This is a genomic window from Ruegeria sp. BG6 (assembly GCF_056538465.1).
Map to the genome: position 1 here is coordinate 212,214 of NZ_JBQFTB010000001.1, position 21,305 is coordinate 233,518.

The following is a 21,305-nucleotide window of genomic DNA, read 5'->3' on the forward strand; positions in this document are numbered from 1 at the left end:
GTCTGGTTTTGACGAAGAAAGACAGCAAGAAGGTCTATTTGAGTGGGCACATCGCTGTGCCTGCCGAAAGACTTGAACAGGTCCGTGCCGCGCTTTCAGAACATATCGCGCTGACGCGCGCCGAACCCGGTTGTGTCACCTTCGAGGTCGTTGAGGATCCGGGCATCCCCGGTCAGTTCAACGTTCATGAGGTCTTTGAAAACCGGGCTGCGTTCGACGCACATCAGGAACGCATGAAAGCCTCGCGCTGGTTCATGGTTACAGAAGGCATTCCACGCAAGTATTCGATTACCTCGGAATAACCCGGTCTGGACTTGTGCCTATCGCCCGTCGATTTGACGCTGATAGTCATCGGCGTCGAACCAATCCAGTGAAGACTGGACTTCATGATCGGCCGTCAGTTCCCATTCTTCCCAGCCGCGGGTGACGACATGGTTTCCGGTTTGCGCATGGTGCCCTTCCAGCGTCCAGACAAAAATCGCGTGATTTCCGGCCCAACGCAGCATATCGCACCTGACTTCCAGATCGGGAAATTCTGCGAAAAGGCCACGCGCCATTTCAGCAATCGCCGCGCGACCTACGATCGGGTCTCCCCGGTTGATTGAAATCTGGCCGTCTGATGCAAAAAAACTGGCGACGGCATCTGCGTCGCCCGAACTCCATGCAATCGCATAGTCGCGCGCGAGATTGTTTAGCCTGTCCTGAATACTGGCCATCTGTGCCCCCGGTCCCAAATAGTCCGCCCGCAGATCGTAGGCGAAAACACCCGTTTGCGTCCACGTCCGCGCAAAAAAGGGGCAAGGTCTTGCCGACGCGGGGTATTAATGCGGGATCAGGTGGGTGACACCGACGGCCGCGGCACGGGCCAGGTCGATGTCCAGAGACATTGGCAGATACTCTCCGCGCCGCCACAGTTGTGCCTGATCGTCGTAATAGCGTGACAGAAAATGGCCTGACTGACCCGTGGCGGTAATAAAGACCGAACTGTCCGGGTCGGCGAAGTCATAGACGCCGCGATAGCCTGCGCCATGTACGTTCTGGAACGGGTCGGGCCCTTCGCCCGAGGTTCGGCCGCGCAGCAGGGTGTTGTCTCCGCCGCTGGTCGATTGACGAATGTTCACGAAATAGCGCAGCACCGGAACCGAACCCAGAACCGGGTGGTCATGGGTGGCCTGATGCGCGTCACCCCAGCGCAGGGATTCCAGGGCGCTGCCGTAATTCTCGGCAATCCAGATCAGAGCATCGTCCAGCGCCAGTCTTGCCATGTCGGTGCAGGTCTCAACCGGCGCACTTTGACGGACGTCGCACCAGACCGAGGCCCCGTCGATGTCGCGGTAGACCCTTTCGATAAACAGCGGTTCGACATGTTTGAACTCGCTGGCCAGCGGGCCCAGTTCATCCGCGATCAGCCGGTTCTGCAGCGCGCGCAGCCATGCCGCATAGATCAGCGGTTCCGGCAGATGCTCGTTCATCTCGCCGTTCCACTCGGCCAGCAGGGCCAGGGCGATCTGGCGCTGACGTTCCGCTGTGCCGACAGGAGCGGATTCGCCGGTGAACCACAGGTCCGCTCCAATCAGGGGCAACAGAGACCGGGCGGTGAAACTGACGGTGTCGAGCTGCGCCTCGATAAAGCTGTCGCGGGTGTGCACCTCGCGTGACTGCATCAGGCGTTCCCAGCGATGGACACGCTGGGTGTCGCCCCATTCATACGACACGTGCTGAGGGAAGGGGCGGTCTATGATCTTGTTGTTGGTGTTACCCAGAACGCCACCCCTTGGGGCCACGAACTCTGGGTTGTCGGTATAAGGCATGCGGCCTTGCCAGCGGTTCTCGGCCAGCCAGCCGGGGGTCGGAATGCGGCCCTTGCTTTGGTTGCGCAGGTCGCGTTGTGGCATGGCGCCAATCAACTTCAAGGCGATCGTGTCCTTGTCCACCAGTGACAGGTTTTGCGACGGCGAGATGAAATCTTCGGCCGCCGTGATGGCCTGCTGCACCGTATCCGCGTTCATCAGCGCCATCGAAGCGGTCATCGACGTGTCACGCGGGCTAAGCGCCGTCCACGCAAGCGAGGCCACATGGCCCGTTGGTGTGATCGTTTCCAGATCGTAGTGAGTGCCGGGCAGTACCGGGCCGTTTTCCGTCCAGCGTAGGGTCAGAGTGATGGGCGGCTGGTCTTTGATCTCGATGATCGACGGGCGGGTCTGGAATGTTTTGTATCCGTCCGGTGTCAGGTATTCTTCGGGGTTTTCCGGGTTCAGTTGTTCGATATGGACATCCTGATCGTCCAGATAAGATGAGGTCAGGCCCCAGCCCAACCGGTCGCTGCGCCCGGTCATGATGGCGGGAATGCCGGGAATACTCGCGCCGATCACGCCGCCTTTGGCCAGCCCCAGCCGTGCCAGATACCACACGCCGGGCGCGGTAAAGCCAAGATGTGGGTCGTTCGCAAGCAGGGTTCCGCCACTGGCAGACCGCGATGGCGCGGCGCTCCAGGCATTCGACGCACCGGCAAGACCGCGTTTTGGAAAGGGCGAAAGCGGGGTGTCAGGCATCGGCGTTCCCCGCGCGTATCGGGGCAGGCCGGGGAACAGGCTGGCATATTCGGGCAATGCTGCAATCCCCGGGCCGGGAACGTCGGGCAGTATGTCCGCCAGTCGGTCCGGGTTATTCAGCATCAGTGATGTACGTGCGCGCAGCACCTCGTCCTGCAAATGGCCCGACAGTTGCAGGCCCATCAGTTTGATTACGGCGATGCTGTCCCCCGGTTGCCAGGGGGAGACCGGGGCGTTGAACAGGAACATCTCGGGTGCGCCGCGCCCAAGGGCCTTGTCGTTGATTTCATTCAGCCGGGCGTTCACGCCAGCGGCGTAGGCTTTCAGCGCTGCTTTGGTGTAGTCGTCCTGAACCTCGACAGAACGATGGGCCAGTCCATAAAGGTCGAGACGGCGCAGCAGCTTGTCGATATTGACAGTTCGGGCACCGAAAATTTCCGACAGACGCCCCTGCGAGGTGCGGCGCATAACGGTCATCTGCCAAAGACGATCCTGCGCATGCACATATCCGAGTCCGAAGAACACATCCGGGTCACTTTCGGCCAGAATATGCGGCACGTTTGATGTGTCGCGCACGATCTCGACCGGGCTGGTCAGGCCATTGACCTTTAGGGTCTGATTGTATTCGGGCAGGGACTGGCTGGCGAGGAAATAGACCAGTGCAACCGCCGCCACGGCCAGCAGGACAAGACCCGACGTGATGCGCACCAGCCAGCGAAATAAAAGACCCATCCTTGCCCCACAGTTTTTTCGTATTCGTTTGCGGCGAAAGTAGTGGAAGGCGGTCCCAACCGAAAGAGGAGCCGAACAACAATTTCCGTGTCGTCAACGCAAAAAACGTAAGCCCCGCCACTGCTGAACGACACGTGGCGGGGCTCCGCAGGAGGGGGAGTGGTAACCCGGTGTTACGGAATGATACGCGTGTATTTGATGCCTTCGACGGTCGCCCCGAACAGCAGGCCCGCCTGACCAAAGACCGCCGCGATCACAGGCGTGCGCAATGTCGTGGTGCTGGCCCCGACGCTGCTGCCGGTTGCGTCGACCACATAGCCGATGTCCGCGCCTGCGGTCCAACCGTTGGAGCGGCGGAAGTCGTTCAGCGCGTCTTCGGTCATGAAGAACAGAACATGCGCGTATTGCTGCGCGCCGATCTGCAGCCCGGCTGAGCCTTTGACAGCGGAATAATAGTCGACTGTCGCGCCCTGAACTCGCAATGCGCCCTGGCCAAAACCGCCGCCGAAGATGAACCCGGCTTCGGTGATCAGAGGCATGACAAGCATACCGTTCGCCTTGCTGGCGATCTCGATCGTGTTCGGGTACTTACTGTACATTTCGTTCAGCGTCGCATCGACACGGGCGTCGATGGTCGCTGCGTTGGTGTTGCCGACGCCGTTCCCGCAGGCGGCGGTAAATGTCAGCCCTGCCATGCCAAGTGCAAAGCCGCGACGACCCAGTCGGGGGGAATTGGAACTGCTCATGTTTCCTGTCTCTGTAATAAGTGCCTGATATGTCGGGTGTTCCCGATCTTGTGTGCAAGAATACGCCGATTGCGCCCGGCTGTCACGGGAAAGCTGCGGGTCAGGGGCCTTCAATCGGCGAAAAATTGCGACAGGGCGGGGTTTTAGCCTTGCAGAAGGCGCGCTACTTCGGGCGCGAAATAGGTCAGAACTCCGTCACAGCCCGCGCGTTTGAACGCCATCAGACTTTCCAGCATCACCTTCTCGCCATCGATCCATCCGTTCTGGGCCGCCGCCCGGATCATCGCAAACTCGCCCGACACCTGGTAGGCATAGGTCGGCGCGCCAAACGTGTCTTTAACCTGACGGCAGATATCAAGATAAGGCATGCCCGGCTTGATCATCACCATATCGGCGCCCTCGGTCAGGTCGCGTTCGATCAGACGCAGCGCCTCGTTCGAATTGGCCGGGTCCATCTGATAGGTCTTCTTGTCGCCGGTCAGTGCGCCCGATGCGCCAACCGCATCGCGGAACGGACCGTAAAACGCACTGGCATACTTGGCGGCGTAGCTGAGAATCATGACGTTGTGATGCCCCGCAGACTCGAGCGCGTGGCGCATCGCACCGATACGTCCATCCATCATGTCCGACGGGCCGATGATATCCGCGCCGGCATCCGCCTGCGCCCGCGTCATTTTCACCAGTGCTTCGACCGTGCGGTCATTTACGATCTCGCCATCGACGACATACCCGTCATGGCCGTTGATGTTGTACGGATCCAGCGCCACATCGGTCATGACGGCGATATCGGGGGCAGCATCCTTGATGGCACGAATGGCCCGGTTCGACAGGTTGTCAGGATTCCACGCTTCGGCGCAGTCTTCGGTTTTCAGGGCGCTGTCGGTATAGGGGAAAATACAGATTGCTGGGATGCCAAGCGCCTGCGCCTCGACGGCGGCGTGGGCGATTAGATCGACCGATCGGCGCACGACGCCCGGCATTGACGGCACCGGTTTCTCGACCCCTTCGCCGTCGCGCACGAACACCGGCCAGATCAGGTCATCCGGCGTCAGCGTATTCTCGCGGACCAGCCCCCGGATCGCCGCAGACTGGCGGGCCCGGCGGAAACGGGCGAGCGGATAGGGGGCGATGGTCGGTTTCATGGCGCGTTCTCCTTGAACAATCGTGCTTTGGGTGGCATGAAAACGCGTAGGTCTCAAGGGTAACAATCGACGCGGCATTGTGACAAAACCCCGTAAGACAATGTTTAAGGGGTTATGGCTTGGACTTATACTCTTCGATTACCGAAGTCATTGATTTGCGAAGCTTCTCGAACCTGTGGTTCTGGATCGCACTGGCTGTCATGTGGTCATCGGTGAGCCATTGGGTCCTTGGCGTTCCCTATGATCTGATCGTGCGCGCGCGACGCTCGGGCGGGCAGGCCGAAACGGACCTGATGGATATCGTCCGGATCAACACGAACCGCATGCTGTACATCATGGACATGTCCGGTGCCATTTTGTTTGCGATTTCGTGTTTTGTGCTGACCGGGCTTGCGATATCGGGCTTTTATTATGGGGTGGAGTTCGCGCAGGCTGTTTTCCTGCTGATGTTTCCGATGTCGATCGTGGTCATGTTGTATGTGGCGACCGCGCGTCGGCTGCAGCAGATCCCCAAACCTGACTTGGTCATCCGGACCCTGATGCGATGCAGGCTGTACACCCAGTTGATCGGCATGTTTTCGATACTGGTCACGGCCTTCTGGGGCATGTATCAGAACTTTTCTCTGGGACCACTGGGATAGACAAGTCGGAAAGGCGAGGCGATGAAGGCTGCGGACCACGTAACAGTTGGCGGAGCCCCCGAAGGGTTTGACGCGCAGCTTGTTCTGAAAGAGATTTCGCGGACCGGCGGTCCGGTGGCCCATGTCGCACGTGATGACAAGCGGATGGAGGCGATGCGGGCCGCGCTGGCCTTTTTTGCGCCGGAAATGCCGGTCTTTGTGTTTCCCGGCTGGGATTGCCTGCCTTACGATCGGGTTTCGCCCAACGCCGATATTTCGGCCACACGGGTGGCGACCCTGGCGGCGCTGGTGCATCAGATGCCGCAGCAATTCGTGCTGTTGACGACCCTGAATGCCGCAACCCAGCGCGTGCCGGCCCGTGAGGTCCTGCGCGAAGCGGCCTTTACTGCGCGGGTCGGGCATCGCATTGACGAAGACGCATTGCGCAATTTTCTGGTTCGCATGGGGTTCACCCAAAGCCCCACGGTAATGGAGCCCGGCGACTATGCCATCCGGGGCGGGATCATCGACATATTCCCGCCCGGTGAATCCGGCCCCGTTCGTCTGGATCTGTTTGGCGATGTTCTGGACGGTGCACGCCGGTTCGACCCGGTATCGCAGCGCACCACCGAGAAACTGCAAATTGTCAAACTGGCCCCGGTATCGGAAGTCATTCTGGACGAGGCCGCGATCACCCGGTTCCGTCAAAACTATCGTATTGAGTTCGGCGCCGCAGGTACGGACGACCCGCTTTACGAAGCGGTCAGTGCCGGGCGCAAGCATCAGGGGATGGAGCACTGGCTGCCTTTCTTCCATGACCGACTGGAGACACTGTTCGACTATCTGTCCGGTGCGACGATCCTGCTGGATGATCAGGTTACGCCCGCGCGGCTGGCCCGGTGGGACAGTATTGCTGATCAGTATGAAACCCGCAGGCTGGCGCTGGAAAACCGGTCGCGCATGGACTCGGTCTACAAGCCAACTCCGCCAGCCTTGCTGTACATGGATGACGGGGCCTGGGAACAGGCTGTTGCAAACCGGCGCGTGATGCAGTTCAGCCCGTTGCCGCAGGCAAGCGGACCGGGCGTGATCGACGCAGGTGGCCGGATCGGGCGCAATTTCGCCCCCGAACGACAGCAGGAGAACATCAGCCTGTTTGGCGCACTGGCCAGTCACATCACCGACAAACTGGCCAAGGGGCCAGTTCTGATCGCGTCCTATTCCGAAGGTGCCCGCGAACGCCTGACCGGTCTGATCGAGGATGAAGGTCTGGCCGAGGCGATCCCGGTGAAGGACGGCACTCGCATCGGCAAGCGCGGGTTGTACCTGGCTGTCTGGGCGCTGGAGCACGGGTTCGAAACCCCCGGTCTGACGGTGATTGCAGAACAGGATGTTCTGGGCGACCGCTTGATCCGGCAGCCAAGAAAACGCCGCAAGGCCGAGAATTTCCTGACCGAGACCCAATCGCTCAGCCCCGGTGATCTAGTTGTTCATGTCGACCACGGCATCGGTCGCTACATGGGGATGGAAGTGGTGACGGCAGCGGGGGCCGCGCACGAATGCCTTCTGCTGGAATACGCGGAACAGTCCAAACTGTATCTGCCGGTTGAAAACATCGAGCTGCTGTCAAAATACGGTCACGAAGAAGGTCTGCTGGACCGTTTGGGCGGTGGCGCCTGGCAGGCCAAGAAAGCCAAGCTGAAAGAACGCATCCGCGAAATGGCGGACAAGCTGATCCGGATCGCCGCCGAACGCGCCCTGCGCAAGGCTCCGGTCATGGACCCGCCGCCGCATGCATGGGAGGAGTTCAGCGCCCGTTTCCCTTATCAGGAAACCGACGACCAGTTGCGCGCCATTGCCGAGGTGATGGAGGACATGCATTCAGGCGCGCCGATGGACCGCCTGATCTGCGGCGATGTGGGTTTTGGCAAGACCGAAGTTGCAATGCGCGCGGCATTTGTCGCTGCCATGTCCGGTGTTCAGGTGGCGGTTGTTGCGCCCACGACGCTGCTGGCCCGCCAGCACGCGGCCAGCTTCAGGGACCGTTTCAGAGGGTTCCCCCTGGAGGTCCGGCAGCTCTCACGCTTTGTTTCGGCCAAAGAGGCGCAGCAAACCCGGGACGGACTGGCGCGGGGAACGGTTGATATCGTGGTCGGTACCCATGCGTTGTTGGCCAAGGGTATTCGGTTCAACAATCTGGGCCTTCTGATTATCGACGAGGAACAGCATTTCGGAGTGGCGCATAAAGAGCGTCTGAAACAGTTGCGCTCGGACATTCACGTGCTGACCCTGACAGCCACGCCGATCCCGCGTACTTTGCAACTGTCGCTGACGGGCGTGCGCGATCTTTCGATCATCGGCACCCCGCCTATCGACCGTCTGGCCATCCGTACCTACGTCAGCGAATTCGATGCGGTCTCTGTCCGCGAGGCGCTGCTGCGCGAACATTATCGGGGTGGGCAGAGCTTCTACGTGGTGCCGCGAATATCCGATCTACGCGAGATCGAGGAATTCCTGAAAGAACAGCTGCCGGAACTGACTTATGTCATCGCTCATGGGCAAATGGCGGCTGGCGAGCTTGATGACCGGATGAATGCGTTCTATGACGGCAAATACGATGTGCTGCTGGCCACGACGATTGTGGAAAGCGGTCTGGATATTCCGACCGCAAACACCATGGTCGTGCACCGCGCGGATATGTTCGGCCTTTCGCAGTTGTATCAGATACGGGGCCGGGTCGGGCGTTCGAAGGCCCGCGCCTATGCTTATCTGACCACCAAGCCACGCCAGAAGCTGACCGCCACGGCTGAAAAACGCCTGCGCGTTCTGGGTTCGCTGGATACGCTTGGCGCAGGTTTCACCCTTGCCAGCCAGGATCTGGACATTCGTGGTGCAGGCAACCTGCTGGGCGAGGAGCAGTCCGGCCAGATGCGCGACGTGGGCTATGAACTGTATCAGTCGATGCTGGAAGAGGCGATTGCCAAGATCAAAGCCGGTGAGATGGAAGGGTTGTCGGATGCTGATGATCAATGGGCTCCGCAGATCAATCTGGGTGTGCCGGTCCTTATCCCCGAGGATTACGTGCCGGATCTGGATGTACGGCTGGGCTTGTATCGCCGCCTCTCGTCGCTCTCGACCAAGGTCGAGTTGGAAGGGTTTGCAGCCGAACTGATCGACCGCTTTGGCACTCTCCCGAAAGAGGTGAACACCCTGATGCTGGTCGTGCGCATCAAGGCGATGTGCAAGCGGGCGGGTATCGCCAAACTGGATGGCGGACCGAAGGGCGCGACGATCCAGTTCCACAACGACAAGTTCGCTTCGCCTCAGGGGTTGGTCGATTTCATTCAGAACCAGCGCGGACTGGCGAAGGTCAAGGACAACAAGATTGTTGTGCGCAGGGATTGGAAGAAAGACAGTGACAAGATAAAGGGCGCGTTTGCCATTGCCCGCGATCTGGCCGAGAAGGTGGTTGCCGTGAAGAACAAGGCCAAGGTCTGAGCGTCGCGCTCAGTCACCGCCCACGAAGGTGCACAACTGCCATTCCCCCTGGTCGGATTTTACCAGCGCCGCGCGATGACCGGTCATAGGCCAGAGGTAGTCGCGGTGCATGAAGCCTCGCGCGCCGTCGGTTAGCATGACCTTCTGGTATTCGGCGTCAGGATCGTATTCGCTAATCAGGACGACCTCATGGCTTATCAGATCGACAATGTCGGCGGTCCGGTCTGCGCCCACCCGCAGTGACACCCCGGAGCCATTCACAAAATACGCGTTGAACGGGTCGACGGATGCGGGCAGGCCGATCTTCCACTGATACGGCATCCAGAATTCGCCCAGATCGTCAAAGTAACCGGGCGCGGCGAGGGTTTCCTCGAGAGCGGACCAGTAGGCTTCGCGCATCTCGTCGGCCTGATCGCGGTACTCCTCGGCCAAGGTGTCGGCGGGAAGTGTCAGGTTTTCCCTGAGTTCCCGGGGGCCGCCATTGCCGCCGTGGCTGAGATAAATGTCCGGGCAGGCCACCGCCACAACCGCTTCGGTGTCGCGGGCTGCGATGTTGGCCAGCAGGTTGGCGCGGAACGTCACCAATGTCGGATCACGTTCGGCCTGGTCGACCGGGGTAAACGTCATGCGTTCGGCCTGAACGGGAAGACCGGCGGCCAAAAGCATCAGGGCAGGGAGAAACCTCATTCGGCGGCCTTCATTGCGGACTGGGCGCAGAAGCACGAAGCGGCGACCGCGCGGTCTGCACGGGCCAGAGCCAGATCCAGTCTTTGTTTGATCTGCCTGATTTCAATGGAGTCACCTCGGGATTTCAGGCAATCGTATAGCCCCCTTAGGCTCCAGACATTGTCGGGATGGATCGACGCACGGCTGAGCGTGCCGCCCAGTCCTAGATCCTCGCGGTAGACAGCTTCGGCCTCGGCAACGTGGCCCTGTTCGAACAGCAAGGCCCCGAGTGCGTGGCGGGTTGGCTGCATCCAGCCCCATGGTTCGTCATAAGGCAAAGTGTCATCCAGTTCGACCGAGCGGCGCAGGTGTGCATAGGCGGTGTCGTAGTTTCCCTTGCGGTATTCGATTTCGCCCCGCAGCATTTCAGCTGCGATATCCAGCAGGTCGACGACACGATTATTGTGCAGTCGCCGGGTTTCGGGGACGCGGCCCCGGGCGGCAAGAAACCTCTGTTCTTCCGCTTCGGCCTCGGCCACCTGATCCGTTGCGGCAAATGCGATGGCACGGGCGTAGAGCTTGGTCGCGGTCAATGTGCAGTAGAGATCCGGGTCTTCGGGCAGTTCCAGAGCCTTGGCTTCGTCCCAACGGCCAAAACGGATAAGGATATGCGGCCCCATGGACATGTAGCTTTCGAAATAGTCCGCCATCGGCGGGCTTTCGATGCGCAGCATTTCCTCGGGCGTGGTATCCCAGATGCCCTGATTGGCACGCAGGGCCGGTTCCATCTGGCCCATAAACAGCGCGCCGTAGATGGTGAAGTGATAGTTGTGCTGACGGTAACCGGTGTAGATGTTGAACGGACCTTCGCGTTCGTAATACTTCAAATCTGCTTCGGTGGCTTTTTCGTTCCAATGGGTGACGTTCTGGTAGTGGCCGCACTGTACGTCGATATGGGTGGGCATGTGCACCAGATGACCTGCGTCCGGCACCAGCGTGCGCAACACGTCCCCGGCTTTCAGCGCCTTTTCAGGAGTGGGCGACATCTCCATCAGGTGCACGTACAAGTGCAGAAGCCCGGGATGCGACATGGCGGCCGGGTCGTTCCCCATGGCCCATTCCAGGGTATCCTGCGCTTCAAGGGTGGCGGCGCCGTCGGCGGGTTGACCGGTTTCCAGATCCCACATTTTCCAGGGGGTCAGGTTCAGCAACGCCTCGACAAATATGGTGCGCAGATCAAGGTGATCGGGAAAAGCTGCAAAAACTGTGCGCATCGCGTCCGCAAAATCATGGTCCCAGTCGTGCATGTCTTCGGTCGGCTCACGCTGAGGATAGCGGGCGGGCAGGGCGCGGATGAGCGCCTGTTCAACCGGAGTGCACCATTCAGCCAACGCCAGTGCTTTTTGGGTGGCGTCATAGGCCTCGGCCAATGCCTTCTCTTGTCCCTGATCGTCCAGCAATTCCCACGGCAGGTTGTAGTTTGGTCCGGCTGCGTAAGCCACGCCCCAATGCGCCATGGCGCAGTCCGGATCATGTTCCGCCGCGCGCTGGAAACAGGCCAGGGCCTCGGTGTGGTTGTAGCCGTAGGTCCAGATCAGACCTCGGTCGAACCACAGCTGCGCCTTTTCCGATGATGTGGTGACAGGGCAGGAGTATGTGCCCAGATCATAGTAATCACTCATAGAAAACTCCCCCGAAAAACGCGGGAAGCTTAACGTGATTCAGGGCATTTGCACAGGCTCAGGCCAGTAATCTGTTTTCGACGCGACCCATGTGAACCATCACGCCGAAAGCCATCACGCACATGGCAAGAATGCCCGTTGTCAGCGGTGTCACTGAGCCATCGAACAAAAGGCCCACTGGAGCTGCGATGGCTGCGGCCAGAACGGTCGAAATCGACCCGATCACAGATGCCGCCATGCCTGCGATGTGGCCCATCGGTTCCATCGCGATGGCATTCAAATTGCCCAAAGTGACGCCAGCCATGAAGAAGATGGTGGTCTGCCAGAATACAAACACCGCGAATGAGGCGTCGGGCGTCAGGTTCGCCATATTCAGAAAAATGACGCAGGACGTAATCAGGATCTGCGCCCCCAGCGCCCATGTTACCACGCGCCGCATACCCACTCGGACGACAATCGCGGCGTTCAGCAGGCTGGCCGAACCAGACATCAGCGCGACAAACCCGAACCAGAATGGGAAACTGTCCGCACTGTCATGGATCACGTCATAGACCGGCTGCACCATGGTCAGCATGGTGAACAGAATGCCCATGCACAGGGTCTGAACCAGGATCGAAAGGCGCACCGTAGGGTGTGACATCATCTCGTGCGTGGCCGCTACCAGCAGCGGCAGGCGAAACGGGCGACGGTCTTCGCGGGCCAGCGATTCTGGCAACCGTTTTCCCATCCACGTCACGACAATCAGGGCGAACAGGATGAAGGATACGAAAATCCCGCGCCAGCCGAACAGGGCAATCACGCCTGCGCCCAGCATCGGCGCAATCGCGGGAACAAGCGTAAATATCATCATCGCGATCGAAATGATCCGGGCCATCTCGCGCCCGGAATAGAGGTCGCGGATAATGGCCATGGCCACCACGCGGGGACCGGCGGCACCAAGTCCCTGAAGAACACGCGCAGCCAGAACCAGTTCAAGCGAGGAACTTGCCCAGGCAACAGCGGACGCCACGATATATAGCACTGCACCGCCAAAGATGACGGGCTTGCGCCCCAGCGCGTCCGAGATCGGGCCGGTGAAAAATGTGCCAAGCCCCATGCCCAGAACAAAGGATGTCAGGATCAGTTGCGCCCGGTTCACATCATCAGGGCTGAGCTCTGCGCCGATTTCGGGCAGGGCAGGCAGCATCGAGTCGATAGAGAACGCGATCGTGGCGAACATCATTGCTATCAACGCAATGAACTCGCCCCGCGACATGCGATAGGTCATGGGGAACTCCTTACCTGCTTGCGCTATCACGGCAAATCAGGCGGCGCTATAGCGCAAACGCACAGGACTATGTGCTAATTTGCAGGGGAAGCCTCAAGTTGAGACATGATTTCGCGGATGACTTTTTCCCACATTTCCGGCTGCTGGGCGCCAGGAACTGCGTGTTTGTTGGCCACGATGAAGGTCGGTACTGACCCAACACCCATTTCCCGTGAGTGCGTATCGCGGTTGCGGATATCGTCCCGGTCCGCGTCGGATTTCAGCAGCTTCATGACGACGGCCGCGTCCATACCCTGACTGTCGGCGATATCGGCAAGCACCTCATGGTCGCCGATGTCGCGTGCCTGCACAAAATAAGCATCGAATAAGGCGTCGACCACCGCGTCCTGCTTGCCTTCAATCCCGGCCCAATGGATCAGCCTGTGCGCATCAAGTGTGTTGGGCGTGCGTTTCATGCCCTCGAAATCGATTTTCAGGCCAGCATTTTCGGCGTGTTCGACCACGGGCGCATAGGCCTGCACGGCACCATCCTTGCCGCCAAACTTGCGCTCAAGGTATTCTCGGCGGTCCATGCCCGCGTCCGGCATGTCGGGGTTCAGTTGAAACGGATGCCATTCGATCACGAAAGGATGATCCGGTATGGCGGCCAGCGCTTTGTCCAGATGGGTTTTGCCAATATAGCACCACGGGCAGATCGGATCGGACAGAATATCAAGCTTGACGGATTGGGTCATGAGTTAGGTGCCTTGAAATAGGCCGGCAATGCGCGGCGCAGGAGTTTCCCATTGCCGCCTGCGGGAAGCGCCGGCAGATGTACGAAAGCGCGGGGCTGTTTGTATCGCGCAAGGTTGTCCTGGACATAGGCACGCAAGGCCGTCTCGTCCAGAGTTTCGGGGCCGGTGTAAAAGGCAGCTATCACAAATGTGTCCTGCTTGACCTCGACCGATGCGGCACCGACCTGTGTGATCCCGGGGTATTTTGACAAGACGGCCTCGACTTCGACTGGCGAAACCCGATAGCCGCCTGCATTCATCATATCATCGTCGCGACCCAGGTAGGTGATTTGCCCGTCGATCGCCATGGCGCCCTGATCTCCGGTCAGAAACCAGTCCCCCTGCATGCGGGCCTGAGCCTCATCCGGGGCGTTCAGATAAGTCAGCATCAGGCCGGGGTCGGACCGGTGGATGGCGATTGTGCCTTCCTGCTCCTGTGGAACAGGGCCATCGGGTCCCAGAATTGCGATCTTGCGACCGGGTTGCGGCTGGCCCAATGCCTCGCCCCGGGCCGGGTTTTCAGGACTCGAGGAAATGAAGGTCGAGCATTCGGACATGCCGTAGGCTTCGTAAAGTTCGGTTCCCGTCACCTCGGTCCAGCGTTCGTGCAGGTGTCGCGACAGTTTTTCGCCTGCGCACAGTCCGTGGCGCAGGTCGGGCAGGCTGAGCCGGTCTGTCCGCTGAACCATCTTTCGGTACACGCCGGGTGCTGCGGCAAAGATTGTGGCCCCGTGACGCCGCAACAAGTCGGGCAATGCTGCCGGATCGGTTCCCGGTTCGGGGATCAGCGCCGTCGCCCCGATGGTCCACGGATCCATCAGGCCAGTGCCAAGCGTGTAGGTCCAGTTGAACGCACCGGCATGACACAGCCGATCCTCGGGGCGCAGCCCATACCACCCTTCCACCATCATTTGCCGTGCCCAGATTGCGCGATGCGCATGCGCAACCGCACGCGGCTTGCCCGATGTCCCCGAGGTATAGACCACATAAGCCAGCCGATCCGGATCACCGAGATCAAAGGTGGCGGGCGGCAGATCACGCATGGCACGCAACGTTGCCAGATCAATTTGCCGGGGGTGCGGGGCACAGGCAACATCCGGTGCCTTCAGTATGGCGGCCGGGGACAGGTCGTCAATCATGCGGGCCGTTTCAGGCGCCGTCAGTTGCGATGACGTCGGAACAGGAACGACACCGACGGCAATCGCCCCCAAGTAGGCAATCGGGAAATCTACAGTATTCCCAAGGCGCATCAGAACGATGTCGCCGGGTTTCAACCCGGCCTGCAACAATCCTGTGCCGGTGCCCAGAACGGCAGACAGCAGTTGCCGATAGCTCCAGTCCTCGGTCGCCGTTTCATTCAGAACGGAGAGCGCGGTTTTTTCCGGAACCCGCTCTGCGTGGCGCAGAACGTGCGCTGCGAGGTTAAACGGAGTGGGGCAAGGGGCAGGCGGACCCTGATCAAAAATGGACAGCATGTCGTCTGGCTAACGCGGGGCAAGGCGCGTTGCAAGCGGCGCGGCCCGGCCCTATAGAAGTGCCATGAGAACGCAGGACCCGAAATCCCTGATCCGTATCGCCCGCGATGCCGGCGAAAATGTCGAACCCGAGCCATTGGATCTGGGCGCGCGCGTGCGCGAATTGCGCAAGGCCCGCAAGTGGACGCTGGAACAGGCGGCGACCCAGGCCGGTCTGGCGCGCTCAACGCTCAGCAAAATCGAAAACGGTCAGATGTCGCCGACCTATGATGCCCTGAAGAAACTCGCGACGGGGCTGGGGATTTCGGTGCCTCAACTGTTCACGCCACCCCAGCGCGATCAGGTCATTGGACGCATGTCCGTCACACGGATGGGGGAAGGTGCGGCCCATGCCACGACGACATACGAGCATGAGTTGCTGGCCGAAACGCTGACGAAAAAACAAATGCTGCCCTACCGGGCCCGCGTACGCGCCCGCTCGATGGACGAGTTCGATGGCTGGGTTCGTCATGATGGTGAGGAATTCCTGTACGTTCTGACAGGCGTCGTGCGGCTTTATACCGAGTATTATGAACCTGTCGAAATGCGCCGCGGCGACAGCGCCTATTACGACGGAAGCATGGGTCACAACGTCGTCTCGGTCAGTGACGAAGACGCGTTGATCCTGTGGGTTACGTCACTTGCGTAACGTCTGATCGAATTCGCGATTCAGGCTTTCGGTGAACAGGAAATCCTCCAGTTCTTCCCGGGCTTCGTTCACAGTCAGGTGGTGCCGTTCCGCCAGGTAAGCCTCGAACTGTTTTCTGTCTTGCCGGAAATGCGCGACATCCTGATCACGCAGGTTCGGAAAGCGCCGCTTAGCGCGCGCCAAGGATCCGTTCCAATCCTGCGTCAGTTCTGTCCATTTCATAATCATCAGCGAGCTTTCCGTTTCTTGTGCTACAGGACTGCCCGGCCCCCAGATATCAGGTTACGTAGGGGCGGGGTATATACATGCATGACAAAATGTCGCACCCGGGGATGTGATGACCGGAACGGAAAATGCCCGCTGCGGAACGTCCGCAACGGGCCACGGACCTGCGTTTCGGAGTGAGTGGCGGCCGGTCCGTGAACCACCAGGGCAGGGCGAACCGCCCGCAACTATATCACCGAAACTCAACAACTTTTGCACGGTTCACTGAGGTTCGATTTGATGACACGTTACATGCCCGGCACCCGATCCGTAAAGGTTCTTGTGTCCATTGGAGCAATTTTCGCTGAAATTAGAAGGTCCAACAACATATTGTGACGGACGCTGCGTAAGCAGTCATATGCTGCGGTGTTTTGACATGTGCCACTTTCCGCCGAAGTATTCCCTGACAACCGCCATCCGAGAAGACCGGGGCAGCACACGTTAGACGAGCGTTACGAGGCGTTGGTAAAGCGGGTTTCGCCGCACAAACGCGGGCGAGGAGGGGTACGCCCGCTGCAGATTATTCCTGATACCACCAGACCTCGGGCATGTATTGCGGGCCATCGCCGTAAATGGGCAGGTTTGGCGCGTACTTAAGCTCTTTCACATGCGCGATACGGCCGACATCGAAGTTCCAGATCGGAATGACATACCGGCCAGCGGTCAGGGTGCGGTCAAGCGCGCGGGTGGCCGCGACAAAGTCTTCCCGCGTTTCCGAAGCCAGCATCGCATCGATCATCGCGTCGACCGCGGGTGAAGCGACACCCATCAGGTTCCGGGTTCCGGGCGTGTTCGCGCCATCGCTGCCCCAATAGAGGCGCTGCTCGTTTCCGGGGGACAGGGACATGGCCCTTCGGAATGGCGTCATATCGAAATCGTGTTCCGAGATGCGACCGGTGTATTGCGCGTTGTCGACCGTTTCGGTTGTCACCTGAATGCCAAGGCGTTCCAGTGCACGGGAATAGATCTCGACTGCGGTGGCCATATCGCTGTCGCCCTGCTGCAGCAAAACGGTCATGGTGAAGGCATCGCCATTCTGGTTGCGCAGCACACCGTCCTGAATGGTCCACCCTGCTTCGGACAGCAGGTTCGCGGCCTTTCGGATATTGGCGCGATTGCGCGCCGAGCCATCACCTTGTGGTGGGCTGTAGCCTTCAATCGTTCCGGGTAGAAGATCATCGGCAAACGGTTGCAGCAACTCGGCGACCCGGCCCGTCGCTGGCCCGGGTTGCATCGCCAGGTCAGAGCCCGAAAAATACGAGGTGATCCGGGGCTGGGCACCGCCGGTGATGGTGTCGTTGATGAATTCGAAGTTGAAAGCCAGCGTCAGCGCCCCGCGCACACGCCAGTCATCGAATGGCGCCTTGCGCGTGTTCATCACAAAGCCGGTCATGCCCGACGGTTTGCCATGCGGGATTTCCGTTTTGATCACGTCTCCGCGCTGCGCGGCGGGGAAATTGTATTGCGTGTCCCATTTGTCGGCGTTGAATTCCCGAATGGCGGAGAGTTCCCCGGCCTTGAACGCTTCGAACAACACGGTCTGATCGCCGTAGAATTCGATCCTCATTTCATCGAGGTTCATGGTGCCACGGCGGAATGGAACATCGCTGCCCCAGTAGTCTGGGTTACGGCGCAGGTTTACGAAGCGCCCGGCCTCATAGTCCTCGACGACATAAGGCCCCGAGCCGATTGGAACATCGTGCAACTGTGCGTCGGCAAAATCCTTGCCGTCCCATTGTGCCTTCTGAAGGATCGGGCGCAGGCCCGCAATCAGCGCCAGTTCGCGGTCAGGTTCGTTGAATGTGATCCTGACCGAGCGTGGACCGGTCTGTTCGATGCTGTCGATCTTGGACCACAACCCGCGATACCGGAGATGCCCCTTGGTCCCCAGAGTTTCATAGGACCACATCACGTCGTCCACGGTGACCGGGCTACCGTCCGAGAATCGGGCGTTCTCGCGCAGCGTGAATTCCACCCAGGATCGGTCCTCGGCTGTCTCAACTGATTCGGCTAACAACCCGTAAAGAGTGAAAGGTTCGTCCCAGGATCGGCCCATCAGGCTCTCATGGGTCCAGAATCTCAGTTGCCAGGGTGACGTGCCTTTTTGCACAAACGGGTTCAAACTGTTATAGCCGCCGGTATTCCCGAAAACGACCTTTCCGCCTTTTGGTGCATTCGGGTTTACGTAAGGCAGAGACACAAAATCCGGTGGTAGGGCGGGATCGCCATACATAGCTATGCCATGAGACGAATCTGCATGGGCGAATGTGGTCGCAAAAATGCCGGTGATTCCCACCAGCATTGAACGAAGGGAGGGTGAAAAATCGGGGCTCATTTTGGAAACAATCCTGCTCTGGCCTTATTTTGTTGGGATTCACCGTAGCCATGATTTTTCTTATTATCAAACTTTTAGCTTGGACGAAGGCGCAGAATTGCTTATAAAGGATGCACTGCTCGATAGGTTTCTTGCCTGTATGAAACCTGCCTCAATAACTTAACGCCCGCTTCGTGCGGGCGTTTTTTTGTGATGGTGATGTCGGTGCTAGAGGAGTTGCATTGGCCCCAGCTTTCCCCGTTTTCTTTGCACGTGCAGCATGGCACTGTGTCGGAAATTCTGACTCAGCAGGAGAGCGGCGATGAGCGTTTCGGGAAAGACGGCAATTATCACGGGATCAAATTCGGGGATCGGGCTGGGCGTTGCGCGCGAACTGGCCAGGGCGGGCGCCAATGTGGTTTTGAATTCGTTCACCGATCGGGATGAGGACCATGCACTGGCTGCTGAAATCTCGAACGAGACCGGAACCAACGCGCGATATATCCAGGCCGACATGTCCAAGGGGGATGATTGCCGGGCCCTGATCGAAAAGGCCGGGGCTTGCGACATTCTTGTCAATAATGCGGGCATTCAGCACGTCGCGCCGATCGACCAGTTCCCGGTCGACAAATGGGATGCGATCATCGCGATCAACATGAGCTCGGCCTTTCACACGATGGCGGCAGCTTTGCCAATGATGCGGAAGGCCGGGTGGGGGCGCATCGTCAATATCGCGTCGGCCCATGGTCTGACGGCGTCACCCTACAAGGCGGCCTATGTTTCGGCCAAACATGGTGTGGTCGGCATGACCAAGACAGTTGCGCTGGAAACGGCGCAGGAACCGATCACCTGCAACGCCATTTGCCCGGGCTATGTTCTGACACCGCTGGTCGAGGCGCAAATCCCCGACACGATGAAAGAATACAACATGAGCCGCGAGGACGTGATCAAGAACGTGATGCTGGAACGCCAGCCCTCGAAAGAGTTTGCAACGGTCGAGCAACTTGGCGGGACGGCATTGTTTTTGTGCTCGGATGCGGCGGCGCAAATTACCGGAACGACGATTTCCGTCGATGGCGGCTGGACTGCCCTGTAGTTTTTCATGGGGGCGCGGCCCCCATACCCCCGGAGCATTTCGGAAAAGATGAAGGGGCGGGCTTTTGAAACGGATCAATCTGGCTTTGCAGGGCGGCGGCGCACATGGCGCCTTTACCTGGGGTGTACTGGACCGGTTGCTGGATGAAGAGGATATTGAGGTTGCCGCGATTACCGGCACATCCGCAGGAGCATTGAACGGGGCGGCTTTCAAGTCCGGGATGGTGCGGGCCGGGCGCGAAGGCGCGCGAGAGTGTCTGAACGGACTGTGGAAGCGCATGGGGGCGGTTGGCGACATGCGGATCGCCAACTGGATGCAGGCGCTGGAGCCTGCCCAGATCGCGCAGGCCATGGAGTATTCGCTTCCCTATTCGATTGGCGACGCGTGGTCGCGCATGGTTTCGCCCTATGCCTACGGTCCGTTTTACCAGAACCCGTTGAAGTCCGTCGTCGACCGTTTTGACTTTGGCGAGATTTGCGCGAACGAAGGCCCGCAGCTGTTTGTCTGTGCGACCTGCGTGCGCAGCGGCAAGATCCGGGTGTTCACGGGCGAAGATGTATCGACGGATGCCATACTCGCCTCGGCCTGCCTGCCGACGCTTTTTAAGGCCGTAGAGATATTCGATCCGAAAACGGGGCGAACCGAGGCCTATTGGGACGGAGGTTTTGCGGGAAATCCTGCGCTGTTTCCTTTGTTCAATGACGAGTTGCCGGATGATGTGGTCATCGTGAACATCAACCCGCTTGAGCGGGACGAGGTTCCGAAGACACCACAGCAGATTCAGAACCGGATCAACGAGATCAGCTTCAATTCGTCCCTGTTTCGCGAACTCAGGGCGATTGACTTTGTGCAGCGCTTGTTGCGTGAGGGCAAACTGAAGGTGGGTGAGATGAGCCGGGTTCTGGTTCACATGATCGCAGACAATGAGTTGATGAACAGTCTGTCGGTTGCCACGAAGACCGTTCCCAACCCGGTGATCCTGCACAAGCTGAAAAAGGCGGGCCGGGTAGCCGCGGACGGCTTTCTGTCAGCCCATAAAACCGATCTGGGTGCGCGTAGCACAGTAGATCTGCGTGCGATGTTTGGCTGATCACTCTGGCGGGCGGGTCGGGTCTTTTTCGTTTGGATAAACAAGACCTGCCGAGATCACCAGTTTCGCGGCATCCTCGATCGTCATGTCCAGTAGGATGACGTCTTCGGCTGGAAAAAACAGCAGAAACCCGGATGTGGGGTTCGGGGTCGTCGGAACAAACACGCTGAGCAGTTCGCCGCCGGTTTCTGCAAGGCGGCTGACCTCGCCTTTGGCGGTGGTGGACACGAAGCCGATCGCCCAGATACCACGACGCGGATACTGGATAAGGCAAGCCTTTTCGAACGAGCGGTCTGTTTGGGCAAAAACCGTTTCGGAAATTTGCTTGATCCCGGAATAGACCGAGCGGACGACAGGCATCCGATCAACAACGCGTTCTGCAAAAAGGATCAGCGAACGTCCCAGTATGCCCTTGGCCACCCAGCCCACGATCACCGTGAAGATCAGGAAGATGATGACCCCGACGCCGCGCAGGTTGATGCCGACATATTCCTGCGGCTGAAACCTTTGCGGCACCAGCGGCAGGACCGCACTGTCGATCCAGCCCACCACGGACCAGATCAACCAGATTGTAAGCCAGACCGGCGCAATGACGACAATCCCCGTCAGAAACGACGCCCGCAGGCCTGCAAACAGGCCGGGGCGGCGATGCGGTTCTTCGTCAAACGGTGTATTCATCTTAGTTCCGAGCGGTTTGCAG

The 21,305-nt window shown here is 59.3% G+C and carries 18 protein-coding genes; 6 read left to right on the top strand and 12 right to left on the bottom strand.

From position 1 onward, the window contains the following. The first annotated feature begins 8 nt into the window (after positions 1–8). Positions 9–302 (top strand): putative quinol monooxygenase, encoded by a 294-nt coding sequence (locus ACR0JW_RS01100; RefSeq protein ID WP_170677356.1) that lies wholly within the window; start codon positions 9–11, stop codon positions 300–302. 18 nt (positions 303–320) lie between these two features. Here the strand turns inward: ACR0JW_RS01100 and ACR0JW_RS01105 are convergent, their stop codons facing one another. The 4 genes from ACR0JW_RS01105 to hemB form a co-directional block, all read right to left on the bottom strand. Beyond that, positions 321–716, bottom strand: coding sequence for a nuclear transport factor 2 family protein (locus tag ACR0JW_RS01105; RefSeq protein WP_170677354.1), 396 nt, complete (start codon positions 714–716; stop codon positions 321–323). 105 nt (positions 717–821) lie between these two features. Continuing rightward, complete coding sequence (locus ACR0JW_RS01110) at positions 822–3,284, bottom strand: penicillin acylase family protein (protein WP_480713498.1); 2,463 nt, start codon at positions 3,282–3,284, stop codon at positions 822–824. 173 nt (positions 3,285–3,457) lie between these two features. Next, positions 3,458–4,030 (bottom strand): lipid-binding SYLF domain-containing protein, encoded by a 573-nt coding sequence (locus tag ACR0JW_RS01115; protein ID WP_170610771.1) that lies wholly within the window; start codon positions 4,028–4,030, stop codon positions 3,458–3,460. Positions 4,031–4,173: 143 nt separating this feature from the next. After that, a complete protein-coding gene (hemB, locus tag ACR0JW_RS01120) occupies positions 4,174–5,172 on the bottom strand; it encodes a porphobilinogen synthase (RefSeq protein ID WP_480713499.1) in 999 nt (332 codons plus the stop codon). Between the two features lie 119 nt (positions 5,173–5,291). Between hemB and ACR0JW_RS01125 the strand changes: the two genes are divergently transcribed. Continuing rightward, on the top strand, positions 5,292–5,813 hold the full coding sequence (locus ACR0JW_RS01125; RefSeq protein WP_170610777.1) for a component of SufBCD complex: 522 nt from the start codon (positions 5,292–5,294) through the stop codon (positions 5,811–5,813). Between the two features lie 21 nt (positions 5,814–5,834). After that, positions 5,835–9,290 (top strand): transcription-repair coupling factor, encoded by a 3,456-nt coding sequence (mfd, locus tag ACR0JW_RS01130; protein ID WP_480713500.1) that lies wholly within the window; start codon positions 5,835–5,837, stop codon positions 9,288–9,290. 9 nt (positions 9,291–9,299) lie between these two features. On the opposite strand, the gene ACR0JW_RS01135 is transcribed toward mfd, so the two are convergent. The 5 genes from ACR0JW_RS01135 to ACR0JW_RS01155 all read right to left on the bottom strand — a co-directional run bounded on the left by ACR0JW_RS01135 (position 9,300) and on the right by ACR0JW_RS01155 (position 15,153). Continuing rightward, positions 9,300–9,977, bottom strand: coding sequence for an SH3 domain-containing protein (locus ACR0JW_RS01135; RefSeq protein ID WP_170677347.1), 678 nt, complete (start codon positions 9,975–9,977; stop codon positions 9,300–9,302). Continuing rightward, a complete protein-coding gene (locus tag ACR0JW_RS01140) occupies positions 9,974–11,638 on the bottom strand; it encodes a tetratricopeptide repeat protein (RefSeq protein ID WP_170824502.1) in 1,665 nt (554 codons plus the stop codon). Before ACR0JW_RS01140 ends, ACR0JW_RS01135 begins: the two co-directional genes overlap by 4 nt. 58 nt (positions 11,639–11,696) lie before the next feature. Beyond that, positions 11,697–12,905, bottom strand: coding sequence for an MFS transporter (locus ACR0JW_RS01145; RefSeq protein ID WP_480713501.1), 1,209 nt, complete (start codon positions 12,903–12,905; stop codon positions 11,697–11,699). A 74-nt stretch (positions 12,906–12,979) separates the two neighbouring features. Further along, positions 12,980–13,639, bottom strand: coding sequence for a DsbA family oxidoreductase (locus ACR0JW_RS01150; RefSeq protein ID WP_170610790.1), 660 nt, complete (start codon positions 13,637–13,639; stop codon positions 12,980–12,982). Next, positions 13,636–15,153, bottom strand: a complete 1,518-nt coding sequence (locus tag ACR0JW_RS01155) for a class I adenylate-forming enzyme family protein (protein WP_170677338.1) — start codon at positions 15,151–15,153, stop codon at positions 13,636–13,638. The genes ACR0JW_RS01150 and ACR0JW_RS01155 overlap by 4 nt, the downstream gene beginning before the upstream one ends. 64 nt (positions 15,154–15,217) lie before the next feature. Between ACR0JW_RS01155 and ACR0JW_RS01160 the strand changes: the two genes are divergently transcribed. Further along, positions 15,218–15,841 (top strand): XRE family transcriptional regulator, encoded by a 624-nt coding sequence (locus ACR0JW_RS01160; protein WP_170610796.1) that lies wholly within the window; start codon positions 15,218–15,220, stop codon positions 15,839–15,841. Here ACR0JW_RS01160 and ACR0JW_RS01165 read toward each other — a convergent pair. Then, on the bottom strand, positions 15,830–16,063 hold the full coding sequence (locus ACR0JW_RS01165; RefSeq protein ID WP_321252695.1) for a hypothetical protein: 234 nt from the start codon (positions 16,061–16,063) through the stop codon (positions 15,830–15,832). The two genes, ACR0JW_RS01160 and ACR0JW_RS01165, sit on opposite strands and share 12 nt — an antisense overlap. Before the next feature lie 562 nt (positions 16,064–16,625). Then, entirely contained in the window at positions 16,626–18,440 is a 1,815-nt protein-coding gene (locus tag ACR0JW_RS01170) for an extracellular solute-binding protein (RefSeq protein WP_170677336.1), read from the bottom strand. A 301-nt stretch (positions 18,441–18,741) separates the two neighbouring features. Here ACR0JW_RS01170 and ACR0JW_RS01175 point away from each other — a divergent pair, with 301 nt between their 5' ends. After that, complete coding sequence (locus ACR0JW_RS01175; protein WP_170677334.1) at positions 18,742–19,515, top strand: 3-hydroxybutyrate dehydrogenase; 774 nt, start codon at positions 18,742–18,744, stop codon at positions 19,513–19,515. A gap of 64 nt (positions 19,516–19,579) precedes the next feature. Next, a complete protein-coding gene (locus ACR0JW_RS01180; protein WP_480713502.1) occupies positions 19,580–20,605 on the top strand; it encodes a patatin-like phospholipase family protein in 1,026 nt (341 codons plus the stop codon). On the opposite strand, the gene ACR0JW_RS01185 is transcribed toward ACR0JW_RS01180, so the two are convergent. Beyond that, a complete protein-coding gene (locus tag ACR0JW_RS01185) occupies positions 20,606–21,283 on the bottom strand; it encodes a DUF502 domain-containing protein (protein ID WP_170610807.1) in 678 nt (225 codons plus the stop codon). Positions 21,284–21,305: the final 22 nt, after the last annotated feature.